Genomic DNA, 23,317 nt, shown 5'->3' on the forward strand with positions numbered 1-23,317 from the left:
TGTCAAGGCATCTTTCCCGCCTTGACAAGCACCCCCAGGCCGTCAGGACAATCAAACTTCGGGGTGCCCCACGCAACCACGGTTTCGCGAGCCGAACCCTCAAGAACCGCCGCGCACGGCCAACCCGACCGGAGCCGCTCCACAACGCCAGTCCAGCCGAAAGTTCCCCTCAATGCGGTCCAACCGGAACGCCCCCTGAGTCGTCCGAAGTATCCGCCGCGAATCCACAACACCACCTCACCCGGTAACCACCCCACCACCCAACGCACCCAAACCACCCCCGCCCAACAAAACTTCCCCACCGACTATTGCGTGTTCGGATAATCCGTGTTCGGATTAACCGCATTCAAGGCGAGGACATCGAGGCGAGGATCTGCCGGAAGCGGCTAGCGGTAGGAGGTCAGGTGGCGGCAAGTCAGTCGTTCGAGGTAGTGGTCGCCGGCGGCGGGTTGGGCGGGCTGTGTGCCGCCTTGTCGTTGCGGCAGCGCGGGTTGCGGGTCACCGTGGTCGAAGCGGCACCGCAGCTGGGCGAAATCGGGGCCGGGATCCAGACGGCGCCCAACGCCAGCCGGATCCTGATCGGGCTGGGGTTGCGGGCCGAGCTTCAGAAGGTCAGGTGCGAGCCGCAGGACCAGGTCCGGCGACGCTGGGCTGACGGCAGCATCATCGCGCAGTTGCCGCTCGGCCAGCGGGTCGTCGAGCAATACGGGGCACCGTATTGGCACTACCACCGGGCGGATCTGCATTCCGTTCTCCTGCGGGCGTGTATCGACCCCGAAGGTGCGGGGCCGGTCGTGAAGGTGGCGACTGCGGCGAAGGTGGTCGAGCTTGATCGCGGCAATCCGGAGCGGCCCGCCGTGATCACCGAGGACGGGCGGCGGTTCGAGGGCGACGTCGTCGTGGGAGCGGACGGAATCCGTTCTGCGGTAAGGGATCTAGCCGGATTCGACGACACCCTCGCGTTCTCCGGCGAGATGGCGTACCGGGCGTTGATCCCTGGGGATTCGATCGCAGCGGATCCGGCGACGAGGTTCCTGGTCGACCGCTATCACTCCACGATCTGGTACGGCCCGGACAAACACCTCGTCCATTACATGATCCGCGGCGGTGAATACCTGAACGTGGTGGCGATTGTGCCGTGCACGGAGGAAGTCGAGAAAAACTGGAGTGCGCCGGCCAGTGCGGAGCAGCTCGCGGCCGAGTATTCCGATTGGGACGATCGCGTGCCGGCGATGCTGTCGAAGGCCAAGGACGACGTCTCGGTCTGGGCGATGTACCGGCGGCGTCGCGATCCGGTGTGGGTGGACGGGCGCGTCGCGTTGCTCGGGGACGCTTGTCACGCAATGCTTCCGTACCAGGCGCAAGGGGCGTCGCAGGCGATGGAGGACGGGGCGGTTCTCGCGGAGGAGCTGGGGCAGGCTACCCGCGACGGGATCGACAACGCACTGACCCGGTACGTGCACCGGCGCGCGAAACATGCTGGGATGGTTCAGGACGCATCGCTGCGGAACATGAGTTTCTACCACCTCCCGGACGGCCCGGAGCAGCGCGAGCGCGACGAAAAGCTGCGCAGTTTCGACGGCGAGTCAGATGTGTCCTACGACTGGCTGTGGAACGGAACCCCGCTGGGCGACCCCGACAACGAATCCATTCACTACCAGTTCGCCCGATAGCACGAACGGCCCACGCAGACTTCGCAAAGGAGCAAAGGCTATGCGTACCGGAGACCAGGTGGTCCAAGACTTGCCGTGGCGCTGGCGCGTCCAGGGCAAGATCTTCCTCATCGGCGGGCTCGGCTACATGTTCGACGCCTGGGACGTGGCCCTGAACGGATTCCTCACCCCGTTGGTGGGAACGGAATTCGGGCTGTCGGCCACGCAGCGGGGGTTCGTCGCCACCGCCAATCTCATCGGCATGGCGGTGGGGGCGGTCGCCTGGGGGACGGTCGCGGACCGGATCGGCCGCAAGCGCGCGTTCAGCATTACGTTGCTGTTGTTCGCTTTCTTCTCGGTGTTCGCGGCGTTGTCGCCGAACATCGAGGTGTTCCTGCTGCTGCGGTTCCTTGCCGGAGTTGGGCTCGGCGGGTGTATTCCGGTGGATTACGCCATTGTCAGCGAGTTTTCGCCGCGCAAGCAACGCGGGCGCGTACTGTCCGCAATGGACGGTTGGTGGCCGGTCGGCACGACGCTGGCGGGGGCGTCGGCGACGTTGCTGGTTCCGGTTTCCGGGAACTGGCGGTGGATGCTGGTGTTGATGATCCTGCCCGCGGTGCTGTTGTTCTGGGCGCGGCGCGGGGTTCCGGAATCGCCGTTGTACCTGGTGCGCATGGGACGCGAGGCGGAAGCCCGGCTGGTCATCGACGATCTCGTCGAGCGCACCGGTGCGCCGAAGGAGCAGTACCGGATTCCGCCGGCGATCGAGGAGGACAAGCGCGGCGGCGGGCTGTTCGCGGCGGTCGATCAGTTGCGCCGGGTGTGGGCGTACAACCCGAAGGTCACGGGGGTCGCGTGGGCGTTGTTCATCACCGTGATGCTGGTGTACTACGCCGCGCTGAGCTGGATGCCCTCGATCCTCAAGGCACAGGGCTTCGGGGAGATCGCCGCGTTCGCTTCGACCACTTTGATGAACGCGCTCGGTATCGTCGGCGTCGTGGTGGCGGTGTTGCTCGTGGACCGCATCGGCCGCAAGCGGGTGATCGCCGCGGCCGGGCCGCTCGCCGCGGTCACGCTGGTGATTTTCTCGCTGGTGCTCGGCTCGGCCGGGGCCGCGGTGGTCGCGATCGGCGCGTTCGGGCTGTTCTCGCTCATCGTCATCCCGGTGATGTACGCCTTCGTGTCCGAGCTGTACCCGACGGAGCTGCGCGCGTCGGGCTTCGGCTGGGCCTCGTCGTCCAGCCGGGCGGTCACCGGGTTCGCGCCGCTGCTGTTCGGCAGCGTGCTGTGGCCGGTGCTCGGGTTGCCGCTGACGTTCACGTTGCTCGGCCTGCTCGTCGTCGGGGCCGTGGTCTTCATGGTCTTCTGCGCGCCGGAAACGCGGGGCCGGGAACTGGACCACCTCGACAGCGAGACCGCGCCCGCGCCGCACCAGTCCGAAATGGACGCAGTCTGATTCTCGGCAGCAGAAAGGGAATTGCATGAAGCCCGCCGCGTTCGCCTACCACCGGGCGCACGACGTCGCCGACGCCGTCGGCCTGCTTTCCGACCTCGCCGCGCGAGGCCGGGAGCCGAAAGCGATCGCGGGCGGGCAGAGCCTGATGCCGATGATGAGCTTCCGCCTGGCCCGCCCGAGCGACCTGGTCGACCTCGGACGGCTGCGGGACCTGCCGGGGATGACCGAGATCGCGCACATTGGTTCGGCGCTCCGCCTCGGCGCGATGACGACGCACCGCCAGGTCGAGCTAGCCCAGCTCGGCCCGGATTTCGCGGTGCTGGCGGAGGCGATGCGGTACGTCGGGCACCTGCCGATCCGGTCGCGCGGCACGGTCGGCGGCAGCCTCGTGCACGGCGACGCCACCGCCGAGTGGTGCATGCTCGCGCTGCTGCTGGACGCGGTGATCGTCGCCGAAGGCCCGAACGGCCGCCGCGAGATCCCGGCGGGGGAGATGTTCTACGGCTTCTACGCGACCGCGGTGGAGGCGGACGAGGTGGTCACCGAAGTCCGGTTCACCCGGGCGGCGCCGAAGGCGGCGTTGACCGAGTTTTCCCGGCGGGCTGGGGATTTCGCGACGGTCGCGGCGGCGGTGACGCTGGAACCTCGCGCGGACGGTTCGCTGGAAGGCGGCCGGGTGGTGCTCGGCGGGGTCGCGCCCGCGCCGTTGCGGGTGCCGGAGGCCGAGGCGGTGCTGGCGGGCGGGGCGCCGGGGCCGGAGTTGTTCGCGGCTTGCGGCCGGGCGGCGGCGGAGGCGATCGATCCGCGGGGAGACGCGCAGGGCAGCGCGGATTACCGGCGTGCGCTGACGCGGACGTTGGTGGCGCGGAGTTTGGGTCAGGCGTGGGAGAGGGGAGACCGGTAATGGCGAGCACGCCAGAAGAACCCCGGTTCGACGGCCGGGGCGGCAAGTGGATCGGCGCGTCCGTGCGCCGCCGCGAGGATCCTCGGCTGGTCACCGGCCGCGGACGGTTCGTGGACGACATCCACCTCCACGGCATGCTGCACGCCGGGTTCGTGCGCGCGACCGTCGCGCACGGCAAGATCACCGAACTCGACCTCAGCGCCGCCCGCGAGGTGGACGGCGTCGTAGCCGCGTATTCGGCGGAAGACCTGCAGCTCGGCGACATGGTCGCGCTGCTGGACCGTCCGCCCGAGGAGTTCACGCCGACGACGATGCCGATCCTCGCGCGCGGCAAGGTGCGGTTCGTCGGCGAGCCGGTCGCGCTGGTCATCGCGAAGGATCCGTACGCGGTCGAGGACGGCATCGAGGCCGCGCAGGTCAGCTACGAGGTCCTCGACGCCGTTGTGTCCGAGGAGACCGCGCTCGCCGAGGACGCGCCGTTGGTGCACGAGGACGCGCCGAGCAACGTGCTGCTGGATGTCACGTCGTTCGACACTCCGGGCGTGGACGAGGCGTTCGCGGACGGGTGCGTGATCGAGCTCGTCACCCGCAGCGGGCGGCAGAACGCGTTGCCGCTGGAGACGCGCGGCGCGGTGGCGTCCTGGGACGACCGCGACGAGCAGCTTCTCGTCCAGACCTGCAGCCAGGTGCCGCACCAGGTCCGTACCGTGCTGGCGCGTTCGCTGCGGATTCCGGAGCGTTCGGTGCGCGTGGTGGTCCCGGACATGGGCGGCGGCTTCGGGCAGAAGTGCGTGGTCGGGCGGGAGGAAATCGCGGTCGCGGCGGCGGCGAAACTGTTGCGGCGTCCGGTGAAGTGGATCGAGGACCGCAGCGAAGCTCTCGCGTCCGGGTTCCTCGCCCGCGAGCAGCGGTACCGCACGCGCGCCGCGTTCACTCCGGACGGCCAGCTGACCGCGCTGGAGTCCGACATCGTGTGCGACATGGGCGCGTACTCGTGCTATCCGTTCACCGTCGGCATCGAACCGCTGATGGCGGCGGCGGAAATGCCGTCGGTGTACCGGGTTCCGGCGTATCGCGTCCGGGCGAGGGCGATCACCAGCAACAAAGCGCCGACCGCGCCGTATCGCGGGGTCAGCCGCCCGCAGTACGTCATGGTGATGGAGCGGATCATGGACCTGGCCGCGCGCCGGCTCGGCCTCGACCCGGTGGAGATCCGGCGTCGGAACGTGATCACCGAGTTTCCGTATACGGGCATCAACAAGGTGACTTACGACCCGGGCAGCTACCTCGAATCGCTGGAGCTGGGCGAAAAGATCCTCCGCGACGAGGGCTGGTACGAGCGGCGCGAGCAGAACCCGCACCTCGGCATCGGCTTCAGCTGCTTCTCCGAGCGCACCGGCTACGGCTCCGAGGCGTTCGCGAAGCGGAAGATGACCGTCGTCCCGGGGTTCGACGTGAGCGAGATCCGGATGGACCTCACCGGCTCCGTCGTGGTCACGAGCGGCACGATCAACCACGGGCAGTCCCACGAAACGACGTTCGCGCAGATCGTCGCGGAACGGCTCGGCGTCGACCTCGCCAAGGTCAAGCTGCGCCAAGGCGACACCGAGCGGATTTCCTACGGCTGGGGCACTTTCGCCTCGCGATCGGTCACCATCGGCGGCTCCGCGGTGGCGACGGCGGCGACCCGGCTGGGCGAGCAGCTCTGCGTCATCGCGGCGCACCTGCTGGACACCCGCGTCGAGAACGTCGGCCTCGACGGCGACGGCGGCGTCATCCAGCTCGACGACCCCAGCCGGCGGCTTTCGTTCGAGGAGATCGCCGACGTCGCGTACCTGCGCAGCCACCTGCTGCCCAAGGAGGCCGAGCCGACGCTCACCGCCACCGCCGCGTTCGACGTTCCCGGCGACGGCACGTTCTCGAACGCCACGCACGCGGTCGTGGTGGAAGCCGATCCGGGCACTGGCCAGGTCAAAATCCTCCGCTACGCCTGTGTCGAGGACTGCGGTGTGGTGATCAACCCGAAGGTGGTCGACGGTCAGGCGCGCGGCGGCATCGCGCAGGGCATCGCCGGCGCGCTGTTCGAGGAGGTCACCTACGCCGAGAACGGCGAACCGTCGGCGGCGAGCTTCATCGACTACCTCGTGCCGACCGCCGCGGAGATCCCCGACATCACCGTCGACCACCTCGAAACCCCTTGCGCCTTCACCGAAAGCGGCGCGAAGGGAGCCGGGGAGGGCGGCACGATCGGCGCGCCCGCGGCGGTGCTGAACGCGGTCAACGACCTCCTCTGGCGCACCGGGGTCCAGCTGGAGCAGACCCCGATCCACCCCGAAGCCGTCCTCGCCGCGCTCACCGCGGCCGACCGGGAGAAAGCGGGAACCGGCGCATGACCGACAAACAGCTGATCGTCCTGACCGTGAACGGCGAGGAGCACGAACTGCTCGTCGAACCCCGGTGGACGCTGCTCGATGTGTTGCGGCACAACGTGGGCCTCACCGGCACGCACGTCGGCTGCGAGCACGGCATCTGCGGGGCGTGCACGATCCTGGTCGACGGCGAGCCGGTGCGCGCCTGCCTGATGTACGCCGTGCAGGCGGAAGGCTGCGCGATCCGGACCGTCGAAGACCTTGGCACGCCTGAGGAACCGAACGATTTGCAGCAGGCGTTTTCGGAACACCACGGGTTGCAGTGCGGTTTCTGCATACCCGGATTCCTGATGCTCGCCGAAGGATTCCTCGCGCAGGAACCGTCGCCGACGCGGGAGGCAATCCGGGAAGCGGTGTCGTCGAATCTGTGCCGCTGCACCGGTTATCAGACCATTGTGGACGCGATCGAGGCGACCGCCGCCCAGCGGTCCGCGGAATCCGGCAAGAAAGAGGACGCTGTCCGATGATTCTCGAGAACACCCTTGACCTTCCCGGCGACCCGGACACGGTGTTCGCGCTGCTCAACGACGTCGAGCGGGTCGCGGGCTGCCTGCCCGGCGCGGTGCTGGAGGGCCGGGACGGCGAGTCCTACCTCGGCAAGGTCAAGTTCAAGGTCGGCCCGGTCAGCGCCGCGTACGCGGGCAAGGTGCGGTTCACCGAGATCGCCGAGGACGAGCGGCGGCTGCGGCTGTCGGCGCGAGGCGCGGACAGCCACGGCAACGGCGACGCGGAAGCGGACGTCACGCTGACCCTGGTGCCCGGGCCGAAGGGATCGTCGCTGAATCTGCACACGGATCTCGTGGTGCGGGGCAAGATCGCGCAATTCGGCAAGGGTGCGATCAGCACGGTGTCGAACCGGATCCTGCAGCAGTTCGCGCAGAATCTCGGCCAGCTGCTGGAAAACGGCGGCACCGCACCCGCTCCGGCCCGCGCCACGACGGCCGCTGCGCCGGCCTCGGATTCGCTCGACGGCCTCGCGATGCTGCTCCCGCCGAACGCGAAGCGCTACCTCCCGGTCGTCGCGGCGGGCGCGCTCGGGCTGTTCCAGGGCTGGTTGCTGGGCCGGGTCCGGTCGCAGCACAAACTGATCAAGGAGCTGCTGCGTGAACGCGCCTGAAAACGGACTGCACGGCTCCGAGACCGACCAGACCTACGCCCGTGCGGGTTTCGGCGCCGCGGTGCCGAGGGGAACCGCGCCGGTGCTGGTCGTGGTCGACCTGACCCGTGGCTTCACCGAACCGGATTTCCCTTCCGGCGCAGACCTTTCCGCCGAGGTCGAGGCCGCCGGCGCGCTGGTCCGGGCCGCGCACGAGCGCGGTGCGCCGGTCGTCTACACCGCGATCAGCTACACCGCCGCCGAGGCGGACGGCGACGCCATCGCGTGGCTGCGCAAGGCTCCCGGCATGCGCAGCCTCCGCGACGGCAGCGCCGAAGTCGCGCTCGATCCCCGGTTGGAACGGCGCGACACCGACCACCTGATCGTCAAGAAGGGCGCGTCCGCGTTCCACGGCACGAGTCTCGCCGCGCTGCTCACCGGCCTGGGCGCGGACACCGCGCTGGTCTGCGGCGCGACGACCTCGGGCTGCGTACGAGCCACCGCCGTCGACGCCGTCCAATCCGGCTTCAACACGCTCGTCGTCCGTGAAGCCTGCGGCGATCGTGCGCGCGGACCGCACGACGCCGCTCTCTTTGACCTGCAAGCCAAATACGCCGACGTGATCGGCCTGAGCGAGGGCGTCGAGCTGCTCGCCAAAGCCCGCTAGGAGTTGCCGTATGTCTTCAGTTTCCGACCGGGTGCTGACCCAGCCCGCGCTCGCCGAACTGGCGAACGTCCCGGCGAAGAGCGTCTGGGTACGGTCTGGTTCAGTCCGGCTGCACGTCCTCGACTACGGCCCGGCCGACGGCGTCCCGCTCGTGATCCTGCCCGGCATCACCAGCCCGGCGATCACCATGGACTTCGTCGCCCGCGAGCTGACCGACCTGGTCCGCCCGCTCGTGCTGGACATCCGCGGCCGGGGCCTGTCCGACGACGGGCCCGGCTACGACCTCGACGCCTACGCTGCGGACGTCGAAGCGGTCATCGACCAGCTTCAGCTGGCGAAGCCGCTGCTGTTCGGCCACTCGATGGGCGCGCGGATCGCGGCCAAAGCCGCGCTGTCCGGCCGTATCGCGGGCACGGTCCTCGCTGACCCGCCGATGAGCGGTCCCGGACGCCCGTACCCGACCTCGCTGGCGGTCTTCGAGTCCCAATTGGACCAAGCGCGGCGGGGAACCGACGCGGACGAGGTCGCCGCCTCGTGGCCGCGATGGCCGCGCCGGGAACAGGAACTGCGCGCCGGATGGCTCGCGTCGTGCTCCCGTGCCGCCATCGCGGCTACCCACGCGGGCTTCGAATCCGAGGAATTCCTTCCGCTGTGGGAAAACCTGCCCGGGCCGGCCGTGCTGCTCTACGGCGCGGAGAGCCCGGTGGTGACTTCAGCGGACGTCTCGGTGCTGGAGAAATCGCCGCATCCGCTGGCGGCCGTGGCGGGAGCTGGGCACATGATCTTCTGGGACGAACCCGGGCCCGCCCTCCACGCCCTCCGCTCGACCTTGAAAGACCTGCTCGCCGCTCGCACCTGATCCGCCGTCCGTGAGGGGAACCCTCAGGGACTCAGAGTCCCTCAGGGTTCCCCTCACGGACTTTCCCCGATTCTGCGTACTCGGATAATCCGTATTCGGACAATAAAGGAGGTCGCCATGGACCAGAACCTGTTCAACGACATCTGCTTGCGCCAGCTGACTTTTTCCGGCGTGCACGAGGGGGAGACGGTCGTCGTGCTGACGCGCGGCGCCGAGCGCGCGGAGTACGCGGACGCCTTCCTCTGGGCCGCCCAGCAGCTCGGCGCGGCGACCTATCACATGCGGCTGCCGTCGCCGGCGAGCGCGTCCGACGCGTGGGCGGTCGGGCAATCCGGCCTTGACCAGCTGCCGCTCGCGGTGGACGCGCTGAAGGCCGCCGACATGGTCGTGGACTGCACGTTCCTGCTGTTCAGCGAGGAGCAGTTCGCGATCCAGGCGGCCGGCACGCGGATCCTGACCGCCGTCGAGCCGCCCGAGCTGCTGGCCCGGCTGATGCCGACGAAGGAGCTGCGCGAGCGCGTCGAGATCGGCGCGGAACTGCTGGCCAAGGCCAAGACCATGCGGATCACCAGCCCACACGGGACGGACGTCACCTACCAGCTGGGCGTGTACCCGACGATGAGCGAGTACGGCTACACCGACCAGGCCGGCCGCTGGGACCACTGGCCCGCCGCGTTCGTTTTCACCGGCGGTTCGGACGACGGCGTGGACGGCAAGATCGTGCTCGCGCCCGGCGACGTGCTGCTGCCGTTCAACACCTACGTGCAGACGCCGGTGGAGCTGACCATCGAAAAGGGCTTCATCCAGGACATCCGCGGCGGCGCGGGCTCGTCCGGTCTCGACGCCGACCTGCTGAGCAGCTACATCGAATCGTTCCACGACCCGCGCGGCTACGGCATGTCGCACGTCGGCTGGGGCCTCGACGAGCGGGCGCACTGGCACGGCCTGACCCAGTTCCCCGGCGGCATGGGCATGGAGCTGCGCAGCTTCTACGGCAACGTCATGTTCTCGATCGGCCCGAACAACGAACTCGGCGGCCCGAACGACACCGCGTGCCACTTCGACATCCCGATGCGCGGCAACAGCCTGTACCTCGACGACGAGCTGATCGTCGACGCGGGCGAGCTGACCGTGAAGGACATGCGCCCGGCGGCGAAGCGATGACCGACCACCACATCGGGATGATCGTCCCGAGCTCCAACCTGACCATGGAAACCGAGCTGCCGCGGATGCTGCGCGCCCGCGAGGAGCAGTACCCGGAGGACCGGTTCGTCTTCCATTCCGCCCGCGCGCGGATGCAGCACGTGACGCCGGAGCAGTTGCGCGCCATGAATGCCCAGGCGGAGCGCGCGGCGACCGAACTGGCGGACGCGCGGCCCGACGTCGTGGCGACTGCGTGCCTGGTCGCGATCATGGCGCAGGGGCCGGGTTATCACTGCACCGCCGAGGATTCGATCACGTCGGCGTTGCGCGCGGAAGGCTCGGACGCGCCGGTCGTTTCGTCGGCGGGCGCGCTGCTGTCCGGGATCGCCGCGCTGGAGGCGAAGCGGGTCGCGATCGTGACGCCGTATATGAAGCCGCTGACCCAGGCGGTGATCGAGTACCTGGAAGACGCGGGCGTCGAGGTGGTCGATTCGCTCTCGCTGGAGGTGCCCGACAACCTCGCGGTGGCGCGGCTGGATCCGGCGGATCTGCTTGCGCACTACCGGAAACTGGACCTTTCGCGGGCGGACGCACTGGTGCTGTCGGCTTGTGTGCAGATGCCGTCGCTGCCGTCGATCCAGCCGGTTCAGGATGCGGTGGGGATTCCGGTGCTGTCGGCGGCTACGGCTACGACGTTCCGGATTCTCTCCGAACTGGGGGTTGCGCCGGAGGTGCCGAACGCGGGGCATCTGCTGAGCGGGAAGGTTCCGGCGGCCGGTTAGCGGCCCGCAGGGGCAGACTTCGGCCTGCCCCTGCGGGTTTTCACGCGTGGCACTGGTAGAGCGTCTGAGCTCCGCCCATCGGCCCGGCCTCCGGCTGCGCGGAGGCCGGTTTTCCGCCGTAAGCGGCCGGATCGACCGCGGTGCAGTGCTGCTTGATCCACTCCTGCCGCTTTTCCCCGGCTCCGCCGCGCATTCCCGGCATGCGCATGCCGCCGGCGCCGCCGAGGACGAACTTGAGCTTGCCTTCGGCGGTCCACTGCTGGAGCTGGCCGACCGACGGCGAATCGTCGCTGCCGAGGAAGCCGCCCATGCCGATCACGGTCTCGTCGGAGCCGATGATGAAGTTCGACGACATCATGGCCGAGCCGTCCACCGCGAGGGTGATCTCCGCGCCGCCGCTGTGCTGCTTGGCGTAGTCGAGGACGCGCCGCTGGTCGTCGGTGAGCTTGCCGTTCATGAAATCGGCTATTCCGCCTGGCTTCCGCGCGCCGCCCGGGCCGCTCGGCATCCCGCCCGGGCCGCCGGGGAACTCCGCGGCGTCCGGCATCCCGGGGATTCCCGCTTCGCGCCCGCCGCCCGGCATCCGCATCCCGCCGAATCCGCCGGGGAAACCGAGGCCGCCCGGTCCGGCCGAAGGCATGCCGCCCATGCTCTCGCCGGTGGCGGCTGTCGCGGCGGACCACACGGCAGGCACGAACAGCACCGTGACGACCGCCAGCACCAGCGACGCCCGGGTCAGGATCGCCTTCCGCGCCGCGGTCAGCTTTCCCAGCACGAGCGCGAGGACGGCGACCACGCCGACCGCCAGCACTGTCCACCGGGTCCAGCCGTGCCATGAGGGATCGCGGTTGGCGAGGACGAACGCCCAGCCAGCGGTGAGTGCGACGGCCGCGGGCAGCAGCACCCAGCCGTAGCCGGAGCCCTGCCGGTACTCGCGCCAGAACCCGGTGAGCCCGGCCGCGCAGATCGCGGCGATCGCCGGGGCCAGCATGGTCGTGTAGTACGGATGCCAGATCCCCTGCGCGTAGCTGAAGACCACGCCGGTCACCAGGAGCCAGCTGCCCCAAGCGAACCAGCCTGCCCGCCGGGCCGGGTCGCCCGGCTGCTTCCGCCGGAGGCCGCGCACCGCGACGACGACCAGGACCAGCAGCGCCAGCGGCAGCAGCCAGGAGATCTGCCCGCCGACCGAACTGCTGAACATCCGGCCGAGACCGGTCTCGCCGCCGAACATGCCGCCGGCGCCGCCCGGCGGCGGGGTCATGCCCGCGGGCAGTTCCATGCCGCCGGGCAGGTCTCCGCCGCGCGGGCCGCCTCCTCCGGGGCCGAAGTTGCCCTCGCCGCCGAAGATCCGGCCGAAACCGTTGTAGCCGAAGATCAGGTTCAGCGCGGTGCCGTCGGTGCTGCCGCCCATATAGGGTTTCGAGCCCGGCCACAGGTCGTGCAGCGCCGTCCACCAGAACGAGGACACGACCAGCACGACGGCCGCGCCGAGCAGGTCCAGCAGCCGCCGTTTGACCGGTGCCGAGGTGCCGACGAAGTACGCGAGCGCGAAGCCGGGCAGGACGATCCACGCCTGCATCATCTTGGTGACGAACCCGCAGCCGACGAAGAACGCGCACCACAGCAGCCACCGGGTGCGCACGCGGCTCGTGTGGACCCGCGCCGAGCGCGTGAACGCGTAGGCCGCGGCGACGAGCAGCAGCACGAGCAGCGTGTCCGGGTTGTTGTCCCGGTTGATCGCCACGGTGATCGGCGTGAGGGCGAGGATCGACGCGGCCAGCAGCGCGGCGTTTTCCCCGGCCCACAGCCGCACGGTGCGGTGCAGCAGGAAAACCGCCGCGATGCCTTCGAGCACCTGCGGAAGCAGCAGCGCCCAGCCGTGGAAACCGAAGATCAACGCCGAAATCGCTTGCGGCCACAGGGACATCGGCGGTTTGTCCACAGTGAACACGCCGTAGGGGTCGAACGAACCGAAAAGGAAGTTCGAGAAGCTGCCGGTCATGGACTTCACAGCCGCGGAGTAGTAGCTGTTGCCCAGTTGCCCGCCGCCGATCCGCCAGGCGTAGAGCGCGCCGGCGGCCGCGCAGATCACGGCGAGCGCCCACGGCCGCCATCGCGAGCGGTTCGCGGGGGCGGCGGTTTCGGCCGGCGCCGCTGAAGGGGCGTCGACTGTCATTCTTCGTCCTTTCCGTTGTCCTGTCGGAAGACCCAGGTGCGCAGCAGCACGAACCGGCCCGCGGTGCCGAGCACCGAGGCCGCGAGCAGCACGGTCAGTTCCAGCGCCCGGCCCGGCTCGGCGACCAGCGCGTGCAGCAGGAGCAGCGCGGCCGAGGTGAAGGCGTAGTAGAGGCCGAACACCACGAATCCTTGCAGGTGCGCTTTGCGGCGCGGGGTGCCCGCGCCGGCGAAGGTGAAGCGGCGGTTGGCCTCGGTGTTGAACAGCGTGGTGAGCACGAGCGCGGCGAGGTTGGCCGCGAGCACCGGCCACCACAGGCGGAAAAGCCCGTACAGCGCGAGATTCGCGACCGTGGAGAGCACGCCGATCACCGCGAACGACAGGATTTCCCAGAACCGGCCGCCGCCCGGCGGGCTCAGCACCGCGTCCGGGTGCGCGGCCCTCGGCGCGGGACGGCGGGGCAGGTCCGGCACCTTCGCCGTGCCCGCGGCCTTGGCCCGGGCGACCCGGATCAGCCCGCGGATGTCGTCGAGCGCGGTCTTGGCGACGTCGACGCGGCTGTCGGCGTCTTCGACCCAGTCGACCGGCACCTCGTGCACGCGCAGCCCGTTGTGCTCGGCCAGCAGCAGGAGTTCGGTGTCGAAGAACCACGCGTCGTCCCGCACATGGTCCAGCAGCGGGCGCAGCACGTCGGTGCGCGCGGCCTTGAACCCGCACTGCGCGTCGGAGAACCGAGCACCGTGGCTCAGCCGGATCATCTTGTTGTAGCACCGGGAGACGAACTCGCGTTTCGGCCCGCGCACGGTGCGCGCCCCCGGTGCCAGCCGCGAGCCGATGGCCAGGTCCGAATGGCCGTTCACCAGGGGAGCCACCAGCGGGAGCAGGGCGTCGAGGCCCGTGGAGAGGTCGACGTCCATGTAGACCACGACGTCGGCGGTGCTCGCCCGCCAGGTTTCGCGCAGCGCCAGCCCGCGGCCTTTCCGGTCGAGGTGGCGCACCCGCAGCGCCTTGTCGTCGCGGGCGAGCGCCTCGGCGACCTCCAGCGTCCGGTCCGTGCTCGCGTTGTCCGCGATCACGATGGTCCACTCGAAGGGGAATTCGCGGCGCAGGAACTCGCGCAGGACCTGAACGCAGCCGGGGAGGGCGCGTTCCTCGTTGTAGACCGGGATGACGATGTCCACGGTCGCGGTCGCCGCCCCCGGTTCGGGGGACGTGGTCAACCCTCTGGTCGCGCCGACCGACATGCTTCCTCCGTTCGGGGATGGTTTCCGGCCGTGCACGACGCTGTGTGACCGCTCTGCGTCTCACCGTGGCGCGGTCGTCGTGAGAAAGACCTGCAAAAAACCTGAGAGGATCGTGAGAAGCTGATCTTTCCCCGGTCGTGGGACGAACAGGTTCCGCACAGGCTGACCGCGTAGCCTCGGCCCGATTCGGGAGGCTCACGGCGCGGAAGGGACCGGGCGGATGCGGCTGCTGGTGGTGGACGACGACCCCGACGTGCGGGAAAGCCTCCAGCGCAGCCTCGCTTTCGAGGGCTACGACGTCGCCGTGGCCGCGGGCGGCGCGGCGGCGGTGGCGGCGCTCGCCGGGGCGGCCAGGCCCGATCTGGTGATCCTGGACGTGATGATGCCCGAGATCGACGGACTGGAGACGTGCCGGCGGATCCGGGCGGCGGGGGAGCGGCTGCCGGTGCTCATGCTGACCGCGCGGGACGCGCTGGGCGATCGGGTCACCGGCCTCGACTCCGGCGCCGACGACTATCTCGTGAAGCCGTTCGCGCTGGAGGAACTGCTGGCGCGGGTACGGGCGCTGCTGAAGCAGAATCGCGCCGCGCCGGGTTCGGCGGTGCACCGGTTCGCGGATCTGGAACTCGACCCGGAAACGCGCGAGGTGACCCGCGCCGGGCGGCGGCTGGAGCTCACGCCGACCGAGTTCGATCTGCTCGCGGTGTTCCTGCAGGCGCCGGAGAAGGTGCTCACCAAGAACCGGCTGCGGCAGGCGGTGTGGGGGCGGGAACCGAGCCGTACCAACAATCTCGACGTCTACGTCGGGTATCTGCGGCGCAAGACCGAGGCGGGCGGGGCGGACCGGCTGCTGCACACCGTGCGCGGTGTCGGATTCGTGCTGCGGGCGCCGTGAGGCGGCCTCGGGAGCCCCGGATGCTGCTGCGCAGCCGGGTCGCGCTGATCACCGCGGCGATCGTCGCGGTCGCGATCGCGGCGATCAGCACCGTCACTTATCTGTCCACAGAGCACAGTCTCCGCACGCAGCTGGACGAAACCCTGCTCGGCGGCTGGCCGCCGCCCGGCGAGGGCGATCCATCGGTGCCGAAGCCGGGATTGGAGGATCTCTGCCGCCGCGGCACCCCCGGCCGACCGCTGCAGCGGTTCCTGGAGGGCGTCCAGCTGCTGAAAGCGGACGGCTCGGTCTGCGCGCCGCCCGGCGTGGACTCGGTCGTCGTCGACCCGGCCGACCTCGCCGCGCGCACGGTGACCCTGCGGGACGGCCACACGCGGTCCGGCACTCCGGTCCGGGTCCTGCTCGGTCCCTTCAGCGACGGGAACGTGCTGGTCATCTCGCGCAGCCTCGCCGAGGTCGACAGCACGCTCGCCGGCCTGCGCACCATCCTGATCGCGGTTTCGGTGCTGGGCGCGCTGCTCGCCGCCGCGGCCGGGCTCCTGCTGACCCGCCGCACGCTGCGGCCGATGGCGCGGCTGACCGGCGCCGCCGAGGAAATCGCCCGCACCCACGACCTCGACCTTCCGGTCACCGTGTCCGGCCGCGACGAGGTGGGCCGCCTCGGCCGCGCGTTCGCCGCGATGACCGGCGCGCTGGCCGATTCGCGCAGGCGGCAGCGCGCGCTGGTCACCGACGCCGCGCACGAGCTGCGGACGCCGCTGACCAGCCTGCGCACCAACATCGACCTGCTGGCGCGCAGCGAGCACACCGGCCGCGCACTCGCCGACGGCGACCGCGGCCGGTTGCTCGACCGGCTCCAGGCGCAGGCGGGCGAACTCGGCGACCTCGTCACCGAACTGGTCGTGCTCGCCCGCGACGAGCACGAGTTCGACCACGCCGACGTCGCCATGGGCACGGTCGTCCGGCACGCCGTCCGCCGGGCGTCGAGCCGCGCGCGCAAGCACACCTTCGACGTGCGGAGCGCCGAATGGCACGTCTGCGGCGACGAGGGCGCGCTGGAACGGATGGTGCTGAACCTGCTGGACAACGCGATCAAGTTCTCGCCCGCCGGTTCGGCCGTGACGGTGTGTTCGGAACCGGGGCTGGTGGCGGTGGCCGACGAGGGCCCGGGCGTGGCCGCGGCGGACCGGACCTCGGCGTTCGACCGCTTCTGGCGCGCGCCGGAGGCTCGGTCGCTGCCGGGATCGGGACTGGGCTTGGCGATCGTCGCCGACATCGCGGCCGCGCACGGCGGATACGCGCGCTTCGAGGACCCGCCGTCCGGACGGGGAGCACTTGCGGTGGTTCGGGTGCCACCCGTGGTCGTGGCGGGTTCGCCGCTGCCGCCCGGGATCCGCGGCTGACTACCGGCGCGCGGCCACCAGTTCGCGGACCCGCGGCGCGATCTCCTGTGCGAACAACCGAACGGCGTCGGCCGAGTCCACGGACAGGAGAAACGCGCTCATCCCGTGGGTGAGCGCCAGTTCGGCGAGCTGCTCGGACCATTCGGCGGCGCTGCCGGACGGAATCCCGGGGAGGTTGTACAACCGCCGGATCTCGCCGGGGGAGCGCCCCGCTTTCCGTGCGGCGTCGTCGATGAGCGCGTTCGCGGCGGGCAGCCGGCCCGGTGGGATGCGAGTCATGCTCGGCAGCCAGCCGTCCGCAACCCGGCCGATCAGGCGCAGCATGCGCGGGCCGAGCGCGCCGAGCCAGATTTCCATCCGGTGCGCCGGGAACGGGCCCGGCGGAGTGCCAGTGAGCCGGTGATAAGTGCCGGACACGGTGGCAGGCGGCCCGGGTGTCCACAATGCACGGACGACTTCGATCGCTTCCGTGAGCGCGTCGAAGGCTTCGCCGGGTGTGTACCGCGGACCGCCCTGTGCCGCGATGTCGTCCCAGTACGCACCGGCGCCGAGCGCGAGTTCGGCGCGGCCGCCGGTGAGCAGGTCGAGACTCGCCGCCGAGCGCGCGAGCACGGCGGGCGGGCGCAGGGGCAGGTTGGCGACGTTGGGGAACACGTGCAGCCGTTCGGTGCGCGCCGCGACGACGCTCAGCACGGTCCACGCGTCGAGCAGGTCCGGGCGATACGGGTGGTCCGGCACGCTGAGCAGGTCGAGCCCGGCAGTGTCGGCGGCTTCGGCGAGCCTGATCGCGGTGTCGGGGGCGGCGGCTTCCGGCAGGAGGATGACGCCGAACTGGAGGTCGTGGCCGTAGTCAGGCATGGGTCGCCCGAAATCGTGTCATGACGACATGATTACATGAAGTAACAAATGACGTCCAGCAGGTAGGATCCCGTAATGGACGAACTGCGCCCGCCGACCCTGCTCGCGCTGCCGTCGTACCTCGCCGGGCACGTCGCGCGGATCGGACGCCGGGAACTGGCGGGCGCGCTCGAGAAGCGCGGTCTCCGGCTGCCGCATTTCGCCGTGCTGGCCGGGCTTTCCGACTTCGGCCCGCTGGCACAGCACGCGCTCGCCGACCGGCTCGGGCTCAACCGCAGCCACCTCGTCGGCTATCTGGACGAATTGGAACGCCGGGACCTCGTCGGCCGCGAACGCGATCCGGACGACCGGCGGCGGCAGCGCGTCACGCTCACCGAAGCCGGGAAGGCGCTGACGGGAGAGCTGAAACGGGAGGCCGGCCGGTCGCAGGACGTGTTGCTCGCCGAACTGTCGGCGAAGGAACGCGAGACGCTGATTTCCTTGCTGCGGCGGGTGGTGGTCGCGGACGACCGGGCACAGGCGGGGACCGAGTAGTTCCGTTTCCGGTGATTGCCCTGCGGCGCAACGGGTAACCGGAGCCTTCCCGACACCGAGGAGGCAGCATGACCGGATCCACCCGAACCGACCTCATCACCGTGATCACCGACGACCACCGCGACGTGGAGCGGGTGTTCGCCGAACTCGAGGGCGCACCCGCGGCGGGCAACCGGAAAGACGTGGTCGACCACGTGATCGCCGAGCTGGTCCGACATTCCGTCGCGGAGGAGCAGCTCATGTACCCGGCCGCGCGCAAGTACCTCGACGACGGCGACGAGATCGCCGACCACGAGATCGAGGAGCACGCCGAAGCCGAGAAGGTCATGAAGCAGCTGGAGCGCAAGAACCCCGGCGAACCGGAGTTCGAGGAGCTGCTCGGCAAGCTGATCGCGGACGTCCGCCATCACATCAAGGAGGAGGAAACCGACCTCTTGCCGAGGCTGCGGGAAGCCTGTTCCGCCGAGGAACTCGACCGGCTCGGCGAGCGGGTGCTGGCGGCCAAGAAGATCGCGCCGACCAGGCCGCATCCGGGTGCGCCGAGCACCCCGCCGGCCAATCTGGTCCTCGCGCCGGGCGCGGCGTTCGTCGACAAGATCCGCGACGCGCTGACCGGGCGGAAGAGCTGACCGGCCGTGGCGTGCGCGAGTGTTTCGCTCGACGGAAACCGTTGCGGGTACCCGATAGCGAGCCTGGTTTAACGTCGCTTTCGCGCGGCTAACCAGGCCCATGCCCCGACGCCGTCTTGGTGCGCCTGCCTGCCGAGACCGTCCCGCCGCGGAAGGAGCCCGATGAGGATCGCGATGGTGGCCGAACACGCCAGCCCGCTCGCCGCACCGGGGGAGGACGACGCGGGCGGCCAGAACGTCCACGTGGCGGGCCTTTCCGCGGCGCTGGTCCGCAGCGGGCACGACGTGACTGTCTACACGCGACGCGACGACGCGGAAGCACCTGCTGCGGTGGACGTCCCGGCCGGTTACCGCGTCGTGCCCGTCCCGGCAGGCCCGGCTCGCCGGTTGCCGAAGGCCGAAATTGTGCCGTATCTGGGGGAATTCGGGAGCTGGCTGCGCGACCGGTGGACGGAGGAGCCGCCGGACGTGGCGCACGCGCACTTCTGGACGTCCGGGGTCGCGACCGTCCTCGCCGCGCGCGAGGCCGGGGTGCCGACAGTGCAGACGTTTCACACGCTGGGGGTGGTGAAGCGGCGGAATCTGGGGGACGGCGACACGAGCCCGCCGGACCGGATGCGACTGGAGCGGATGGTCGGCAAACAGGTCGGCCGGATCGTCGCGGGCTGCTCGGACGAGGTGTTCGAACTGGCCCGCCAGGGGGTGCCGCGGCAGCGGATCTCGGTGGTGCCGTGCGGGGTCGACCTCGACCGGTTCGGCACCGGCGGCCCGGTGGCTTCGCGGACCGCGCCCAAGCGGCTGGTGTCGATGGGGAGGTTGGTGCCGCGCAAGGGATTCGACCTGGCTATCGCCGCCTTGCCGCGGGTGCCGGACACCGAACTGGTGATCGCGGGCGGACCGCCTTCCGAGGCGCTCTCGCGGCATCCGGAGGCGCAGCGGCTGCGGCGGCTCGCGGAGCGGCTCGGGGTCGCTGATCGGGTGCAGCTGGCAGGTCAGGTGAGCCGTGCCGAGATGCCAGCGTTGTTGCGTTCGGCGGACGCGGTGCTGTGCACGCCCTGGTACGAGTCGTTCGGGATCGTCCCGCTGGAGGCGATGGCGTGCGGAGTGCCGGTGGTGGCCGCCGCAGTGGGCGGCTTGGCCGACACGGTGGTGGACGGCATCACCGGACGCCTGGTGCCGCCGCGCGATCCGGCCCGGCTTTCGGCTCGGTTGCGGGCTTTGCTGGACGAACCCGCCGAGTTGGAGGCCATGGGGACGGCAGGCCTGGAGCGGGTTCGGGCGCGGTATTCGTGGGACCGGATCGCGGCGGAAACCGTGCGGGTGTACGAGAAGGCCATGCCGATGGAAGAGTCCGGATGGGCTGCTGCGGTGCAGTGAATTCCGTGCCCGTCACGCTCGTTCTTCCGGAAAGCTTGCGTGCGGCCAAAATTCCGAGTAGGCCCAGTGCCGTGTGGACGATGTTCAGCACCGCGCTGGAGCTGAACATCCACACGACGCGCGTGGTTTCCGGGACGAAGAACCTGGCGGTGCCGAGGCCCAGGTAAACCAGCCCGAGCACAGCGACGACCGGACGGGCGTGGTGACCGCCGGCATGGGAACTCCTCTCCGGCACGGCCCGCGGCGGGTTACTCCTCGCGAAGTGATTTCGCGACGGAACCGCCCGCTTCGTCCGCCTGTTCGCCGGGATCCGGATCCGCCCGGCGCTGCGGGAGATCCTCGTCCGGGGCGACGGCGCGGGCCGCTTCCGCCCGCGCGAGAGTTTCGTCGTCAGGCGGGTTCTGTTCGGGCTGGACGTCCGGCCGTTCCTCGGCGAGCCTGCGGCCGAGCGGTGCGCCTTCGCGCGCCTCGGCGGGCGTCGTGGCCTGCCGGGTCGCCGGGCTCCAGCGTTCGGCGGGTTCGACGCCGTCCTCCAGCGGGTCGACCCGCAGTTCGTCCTCGTCGAGGGCCTCGGACGGATCGAGCGTTTCGGGCTCTGCCGGATCGCGGTCGGCCATCGTGCTCCCTTCTCCGTGCAACGCTTTCCTGGCCGGGTACCCGCGTGGAACGGGACAAAACGGCGTCAGGCGGCGGCGAGGTCGCGGATCGCGGTCTGCGCCTTCTGGATTTCCTGCCCGACCAGCAGCGCGGTGAAGCGGGCGACCGAAATGCTGTGCGCGGCCGAGGCGACGGCGTCGCAGGCTTCCTGCGCGTCGGCCGCGCGATGCCGCACGCGTCCGGCGAGCAAGGCGCCCTCGAGCTGGCCGCACAGGTCGGGGAGCAGTTCGGAGAGGTCGTCGGCGAGAAGGCTCAGCGAGCCGAGCGTCCGGTACAGCTCCGCGGGGGATTCGTAGCCGCCGGCGCCGGCTTCGCGACGGAGCCGGCGCAGTGCGGCCTGCGCTTGCTCGGCTGGTGCGGGAGACGTCGCTGAATGGTCCATGTATCGCTGATACCCGGTGGTGGCACGGCTAACCGGACGGTTGCGGACCGCTGCCGCGGGTATCCGGGAACGATGAACGAGATCGTCGAACTGATCCGCAGACGGGCTTGCCTCGCGGAATCCCGTGACGCCGAACTGGTCGCGCACGCGGTGCTGCGGACGCTGTCCGAACGGATTTCCCCGGAAGCGGCGGCGAGCTTGGCCGCGCAGCTGCCGTCCGAACTGGCGGAAGACCTGCGCCCGGGCGGCGGTCCGGTCGAGGGAGGCTTCGAACTGGCGGATTTCGTGGAGCGGATCGCCGAGCGCGGGAACTTGACGGATCCCGAGGCCCTCCATCGGGCCGGTGTGGTGCTGGACGTGCTGAGCCGGGAGACGGTGCACGTCGCGGACGAGGTGTGGGATGTGCTGCCGGAACCGTTGCGGCAGCTGGTGGAAGCGGAGCGGCTGCGGGTCGCGTGACTCAGGTGTTCCGCATCCGGGGCCGGTGCGGCTGGGCGTGGCCGCCGGGCTCGCTCGGGATGTCGCGGTCCACGTGGTCGGCGTGGTGCAGCGCTTGGGCGAGCAGCCCGCGGACGTGCTCGTCCGCGGCGGAGTAGTAGACGAACGTCCCCTCGCGGCGGCCCTTGACCAGGCCCGCGAGCCGGAGCTTGGCCAGATGCTGGCTGACCGCGGTCGGCGCGGCCCCGGCCAGCTCGGCAAGGCAGGCCACTGACGATTCTCCCTGCAGGAGCGCCCAGAGCACCTTGATCCGCGTCGGGTCCGACAGCAGGCGGAAGCTTTCCGCGGCCAGGTGGACCTGCTCGTCGGAAGGCATGTCGAAGTCCGGCAGGGAGGAGTGCATGTCCCGCATGCTACCGTCCCTTCTCGACTACCTGCGCATCTGCGCAGGTATGCTGATAGCCGACCGGTCCGTTCGCCCGGTCGCGAGAGGCGTTCGAGGATCCCGGGAGTTGCTGATGGCAGAGCTGCGCGATGATCGTCCGCGGCCGGAGGACGGCCGCGGTCCCGCGCACGAGCGGGCTTCCGATCGCGACCGCGCTCCTGGTCACGGGCACGGACATGCGCACGGGCACGGACATGCGCACGGGCACGGTCAGCCTTCCGGTGACGGGACGTGGCGGCACCGCGTCAAGCACTTCCTCACCCCGCACAGCCACGACAGCGCCGACCGCCTCGACACCGCCCTCGAAACCAGCCAACGCGGCATCCGGGCGCTGACCTGGTCGTTCGCCGCCCTGTTCGGTACCGCCGTCATCCAGCTGGCCCTGGTGGCCGTCACCGGTTCGGTAGCCCTTCTGGGCGACACGATCCACAACTTCGCCGACGCCCTGACCGCCCTGCCCCTGGGCATCGCCTTCGCCCTCGGCCGCCGCGCGGCGACCCGCCGCTACACCTACGGCCTCGGCCGCGCCGAGGATCTGGCCGGAGTCGTGGTGGTGCTGATCATCGCCGGATCAGCGGCACTGGCGGCCTACGAAGCGATCGACCGCCTGCTGCACCCGCACCCGGTCCAACAGCTCTGGGTGCTCGCCGCGGCAGGCGTGGTCGGATTCGCCGGAAACGAACTCGTCGCCCGGTACCGGATCACTGTCGGCCGCGAAATCGGCTCCGCCGCCCTGGTCGCCGACGGCCTGCACGCCCGCACCGACGGCTTCACCTCGCTGGCGGTGGTGCTGGGCGCGATCGGCGTCGCCCTCGGTTTCCCGGCGGCCGACCCGGTGATCGGATTGCTGATCACGGTCGCGATCCTGTTCGTTTTGCGCGACGCGGCCAAGGAAGTCTTCCGGCGGCTGATGGACGCCGTCGATCCGGCGACCGTCGAACTGGCCGAGCGGACCGCCGCGACGGTGCCCGGAGTGGAGGGCGTCCGCGAGGTCCGGATGCGCTGGATCGGCCACAGCCTGCGCGCCGAACTTTCCGTCCAGGTCGCCAATACGCTCACCGTCGAGCAAGCGCACGAACTGGCGCACACCCTGGAGCACCAGTTGATCACCACCGTGCCCCGGCTGACCGCGGCGGCGGTGCACGTCGAACCGGCTGTCGGCGCGGAGGCCGTCCACCTCGGCTGACTGCGCATCGACCGATCGGTTGATCCGCCGCTCCGCCCCGGCTGGCCGGAAAGTCTGGCCACGCAGTCGATTCGCCGCACCGGCACCGCCCGGCACGGTTGAAGG

23 protein-coding genes are annotated in these 23,317 nt (G+C 70.3%); 17 read left to right on the forward strand and 6 right to left on the reverse strand.

The annotated features are described in order from the left end of the window. Positions 1 to 404 precede the first annotated feature (404 nt). The 10 genes from ACFXI3_RS26360 to ACFXI3_RS26405 all read left to right on the forward strand — a co-directional run bounded on the left by ACFXI3_RS26360 (position 405) and on the right by ACFXI3_RS26405 (position 10,988). Positions 405 to 1,673 carry an FAD-dependent monooxygenase gene (locus tag ACFXI3_RS26360; protein ID WP_378402955.1) on the forward strand — a complete coding sequence of 423 codons (1,269 nt, stop codon included), beginning with the start codon at positions 405 to 407 and terminating at the stop codon, positions 1,671 to 1,673. Between the two features lie 40 nt (positions 1,674 to 1,713). Continuing rightward, positions 1,714 to 3,108: an MFS transporter gene (locus tag ACFXI3_RS26365; RefSeq protein WP_344264679.1), complete on the forward strand. Its 1,395-nt coding sequence runs from the start codon at positions 1,714 to 1,716 to the stop codon at positions 3,106 to 3,108. 25 nt (positions 3,109 to 3,133) lie between these two features. Then, entirely contained in the window at positions 3,134 to 4,012 is an 879-nt protein-coding gene (locus ACFXI3_RS26370; protein WP_378402957.1) for an FAD binding domain-containing protein, read from the forward strand. Beyond that, complete coding sequence (locus ACFXI3_RS26375) at positions 4,012 to 6,405, forward strand: xanthine dehydrogenase family protein molybdopterin-binding subunit (RefSeq protein WP_378402959.1); 2,394 nt, start codon at positions 4,012 to 4,014, stop codon at positions 6,403 to 6,405. The genes ACFXI3_RS26370 and ACFXI3_RS26375 overlap by 1 nt, the downstream gene beginning before the upstream one ends. Then, complete coding sequence (locus tag ACFXI3_RS26380) at positions 6,402 to 6,908, forward strand: (2Fe-2S)-binding protein (RefSeq protein WP_378402961.1); 507 nt, start codon at positions 6,402 to 6,404, stop codon at positions 6,906 to 6,908. Before ACFXI3_RS26375 ends, ACFXI3_RS26380 begins: the two co-directional genes overlap by 4 nt. Beyond that, on the forward strand, positions 6,905 to 7,558 hold the full coding sequence (locus ACFXI3_RS26385; RefSeq protein WP_378402963.1) for an SRPBCC family protein: 654 nt from the start codon (positions 6,905 to 6,907) through the stop codon (positions 7,556 to 7,558). Before ACFXI3_RS26380 ends, ACFXI3_RS26385 begins: the two co-directional genes overlap by 4 nt. After that, positions 7,545 to 8,204, forward strand: a complete 660-nt coding sequence (locus tag ACFXI3_RS26390; protein WP_378402965.1) for an isochorismatase family protein — start codon at positions 7,545 to 7,547, stop codon at positions 8,202 to 8,204. Before ACFXI3_RS26385 ends, ACFXI3_RS26390 begins: the two co-directional genes overlap by 14 nt. Positions 8,205 to 8,214: 10 nt before the next feature. Then, positions 8,215 to 9,063 (forward strand): alpha/beta fold hydrolase, encoded by an 849-nt coding sequence (locus ACFXI3_RS26395; protein ID WP_378402967.1) that lies wholly within the window; start codon positions 8,215 to 8,217, stop codon positions 9,061 to 9,063. A gap of 117 nt (positions 9,064 to 9,180) precedes the next feature. Then, the gene (locus tag ACFXI3_RS26400; RefSeq protein ID WP_378402969.1) at positions 9,181 to 10,227 is read left to right on the forward strand and encodes a leucyl aminopeptidase; all 1,047 of its coding nucleotides are present in this window, start codon (positions 9,181 to 9,183) and stop codon (positions 10,225 to 10,227) included. Next, the gene (locus ACFXI3_RS26405; RefSeq protein ID WP_344264703.1) at positions 10,224 to 10,988 is read left to right on the forward strand and encodes an Asp/Glu racemase; all 765 of its coding nucleotides are present in this window, start codon (positions 10,224 to 10,226) and stop codon (positions 10,986 to 10,988) included. Before ACFXI3_RS26400 ends, ACFXI3_RS26405 begins: the two co-directional genes overlap by 4 nt. A gap of 40 nt (positions 10,989 to 11,028) precedes the next feature. Here ACFXI3_RS26405 and ACFXI3_RS26410 read toward each other — a convergent pair whose 3' ends face one another. Together ACFXI3_RS26410 and ACFXI3_RS26415 are read right to left on the reverse strand one after the other, a co-directional pair. Then, positions 11,029 to 13,164, reverse strand: a complete 2,136-nt coding sequence (locus ACFXI3_RS26410; RefSeq protein ID WP_378402971.1) for an ArnT family glycosyltransferase — start codon at positions 13,162 to 13,164, stop codon at positions 11,029 to 11,031. Then, a complete protein-coding gene (locus tag ACFXI3_RS26415) occupies positions 13,161 to 14,408 on the reverse strand; it encodes a glycosyltransferase (protein WP_378402973.1) in 1,248 nt (415 codons plus the stop codon). The genes ACFXI3_RS26410 and ACFXI3_RS26415 overlap by 4 nt, the downstream gene beginning before the upstream one ends. Positions 14,409 to 14,628: 220 nt before the next feature. On the opposite strand from ACFXI3_RS26415, the gene ACFXI3_RS26420 reads away from it, so the two are divergent. Both ACFXI3_RS26420 and ACFXI3_RS26425 read left to right on the forward strand, forming a co-directional pair. Then, positions 14,629 to 15,303 carry a response regulator transcription factor gene (locus ACFXI3_RS26420; RefSeq protein WP_344264712.1) on the forward strand — a complete coding sequence of 225 codons (675 nt, stop codon included), beginning with the start codon at positions 14,629 to 14,631 and terminating at the stop codon, positions 15,301 to 15,303. Positions 15,304 to 15,323: 20 nt separating this feature from the next. Beyond that, positions 15,324 to 16,706 carry an ATP-binding protein gene (locus tag ACFXI3_RS26425; RefSeq protein ID WP_378402975.1) on the forward strand — a complete coding sequence of 461 codons (1,383 nt, stop codon included), beginning with the start codon at positions 15,324 to 15,326 and terminating at the stop codon, positions 16,704 to 16,706. On the opposite strand, the gene ACFXI3_RS26430 is transcribed toward ACFXI3_RS26425, so the two are convergent. Further along, complete coding sequence (locus ACFXI3_RS26430) at positions 16,707 to 17,564, reverse strand: LLM class flavin-dependent oxidoreductase (protein ID WP_378402977.1); 858 nt, start codon at positions 17,562 to 17,564, stop codon at positions 16,707 to 16,709. 75 nt (positions 17,565 to 17,639) lie between these two features. On the opposite strand from ACFXI3_RS26430, the gene ACFXI3_RS26435 reads away from it, so the two are divergent. The 3 genes from ACFXI3_RS26435 (at position 17,640) to ACFXI3_RS26445 (ending at position 20,104) form a co-directional block, all read left to right on the forward strand. Beyond that, the gene (locus ACFXI3_RS26435) at positions 17,640 to 18,098 is read left to right on the forward strand and encodes a MarR family transcriptional regulator (RefSeq protein ID WP_344264721.1); all 459 of its coding nucleotides are present in this window, start codon (positions 17,640 to 17,642) and stop codon (positions 18,096 to 18,098) included. A 68-nt stretch (positions 18,099 to 18,166) separates the two neighbouring features. Then, a complete protein-coding gene (locus ACFXI3_RS26440) occupies positions 18,167 to 18,727 on the forward strand; it encodes a hemerythrin domain-containing protein (protein ID WP_378402979.1) in 561 nt (186 codons plus the stop codon). A 162-nt stretch (positions 18,728 to 18,889) separates the two neighbouring features. Then, positions 18,890 to 20,104 (forward strand): glycosyltransferase, encoded by a 1,215-nt coding sequence (locus ACFXI3_RS26445; RefSeq protein ID WP_378402981.1) that lies wholly within the window; start codon positions 18,890 to 18,892, stop codon positions 20,102 to 20,104. Between the two features lie 248 nt (positions 20,105 to 20,352). On the opposite strand, the gene ACFXI3_RS26450 is transcribed toward ACFXI3_RS26445, so the two are convergent. Then, positions 20,353 to 20,721, reverse strand: a complete 369-nt coding sequence (locus tag ACFXI3_RS26450) for a hypothetical protein (RefSeq protein WP_344264730.1) — start codon at positions 20,719 to 20,721, stop codon at positions 20,353 to 20,355. Positions 20,722 to 20,786: 65 nt separating this feature from the next. Then, positions 20,787 to 21,143 carry a hypothetical protein gene (locus tag ACFXI3_RS26455; RefSeq protein ID WP_344264733.1) on the reverse strand — a complete coding sequence of 119 codons (357 nt, stop codon included), beginning with the start codon at positions 21,141 to 21,143 and terminating at the stop codon, positions 20,787 to 20,789. Positions 21,144 to 21,215: 72 nt separating this feature from the next. On the opposite strand from ACFXI3_RS26455, the gene ACFXI3_RS26460 reads away from it, so the two are divergent. Continuing rightward, complete coding sequence (locus ACFXI3_RS26460) at positions 21,216 to 21,602, forward strand: DUF2267 domain-containing protein (protein ID WP_344264736.1); 387 nt, start codon at positions 21,216 to 21,218, stop codon at positions 21,600 to 21,602. A 1-nt stretch (position 21,603) separates the two neighbouring features. Here the strand turns inward: ACFXI3_RS26460 and ACFXI3_RS26465 are convergent, their stop codons facing one another. After that, the gene (locus tag ACFXI3_RS26465; protein ID WP_344264739.1) at positions 21,604 to 21,984 is read right to left on the reverse strand and encodes a metalloregulator ArsR/SmtB family transcription factor; all 381 of its coding nucleotides are present in this window, start codon (positions 21,982 to 21,984) and stop codon (positions 21,604 to 21,606) included. A gap of 115 nt (positions 21,985 to 22,099) precedes the next feature. On the opposite strand from ACFXI3_RS26465, the gene ACFXI3_RS26470 reads away from it, so the two are divergent. Further along, positions 22,100 to 23,212, forward strand: coding sequence for a cation diffusion facilitator family transporter (locus tag ACFXI3_RS26470; protein WP_378402984.1), 1,113 nt, complete (start codon positions 22,100 to 22,102; stop codon positions 23,210 to 23,212). Positions 23,213 to 23,317: the final 105 nt, after the last annotated feature.

It is taken from the genome of Amycolatopsis sp. NPDC059235, assembly GCF_042754125.1.
Lineage (GTDB): Bacteria > Actinomycetota > Actinomycetes > Mycobacteriales > Pseudonocardiaceae > Amycolatopsis > Amycolatopsis albidoflava.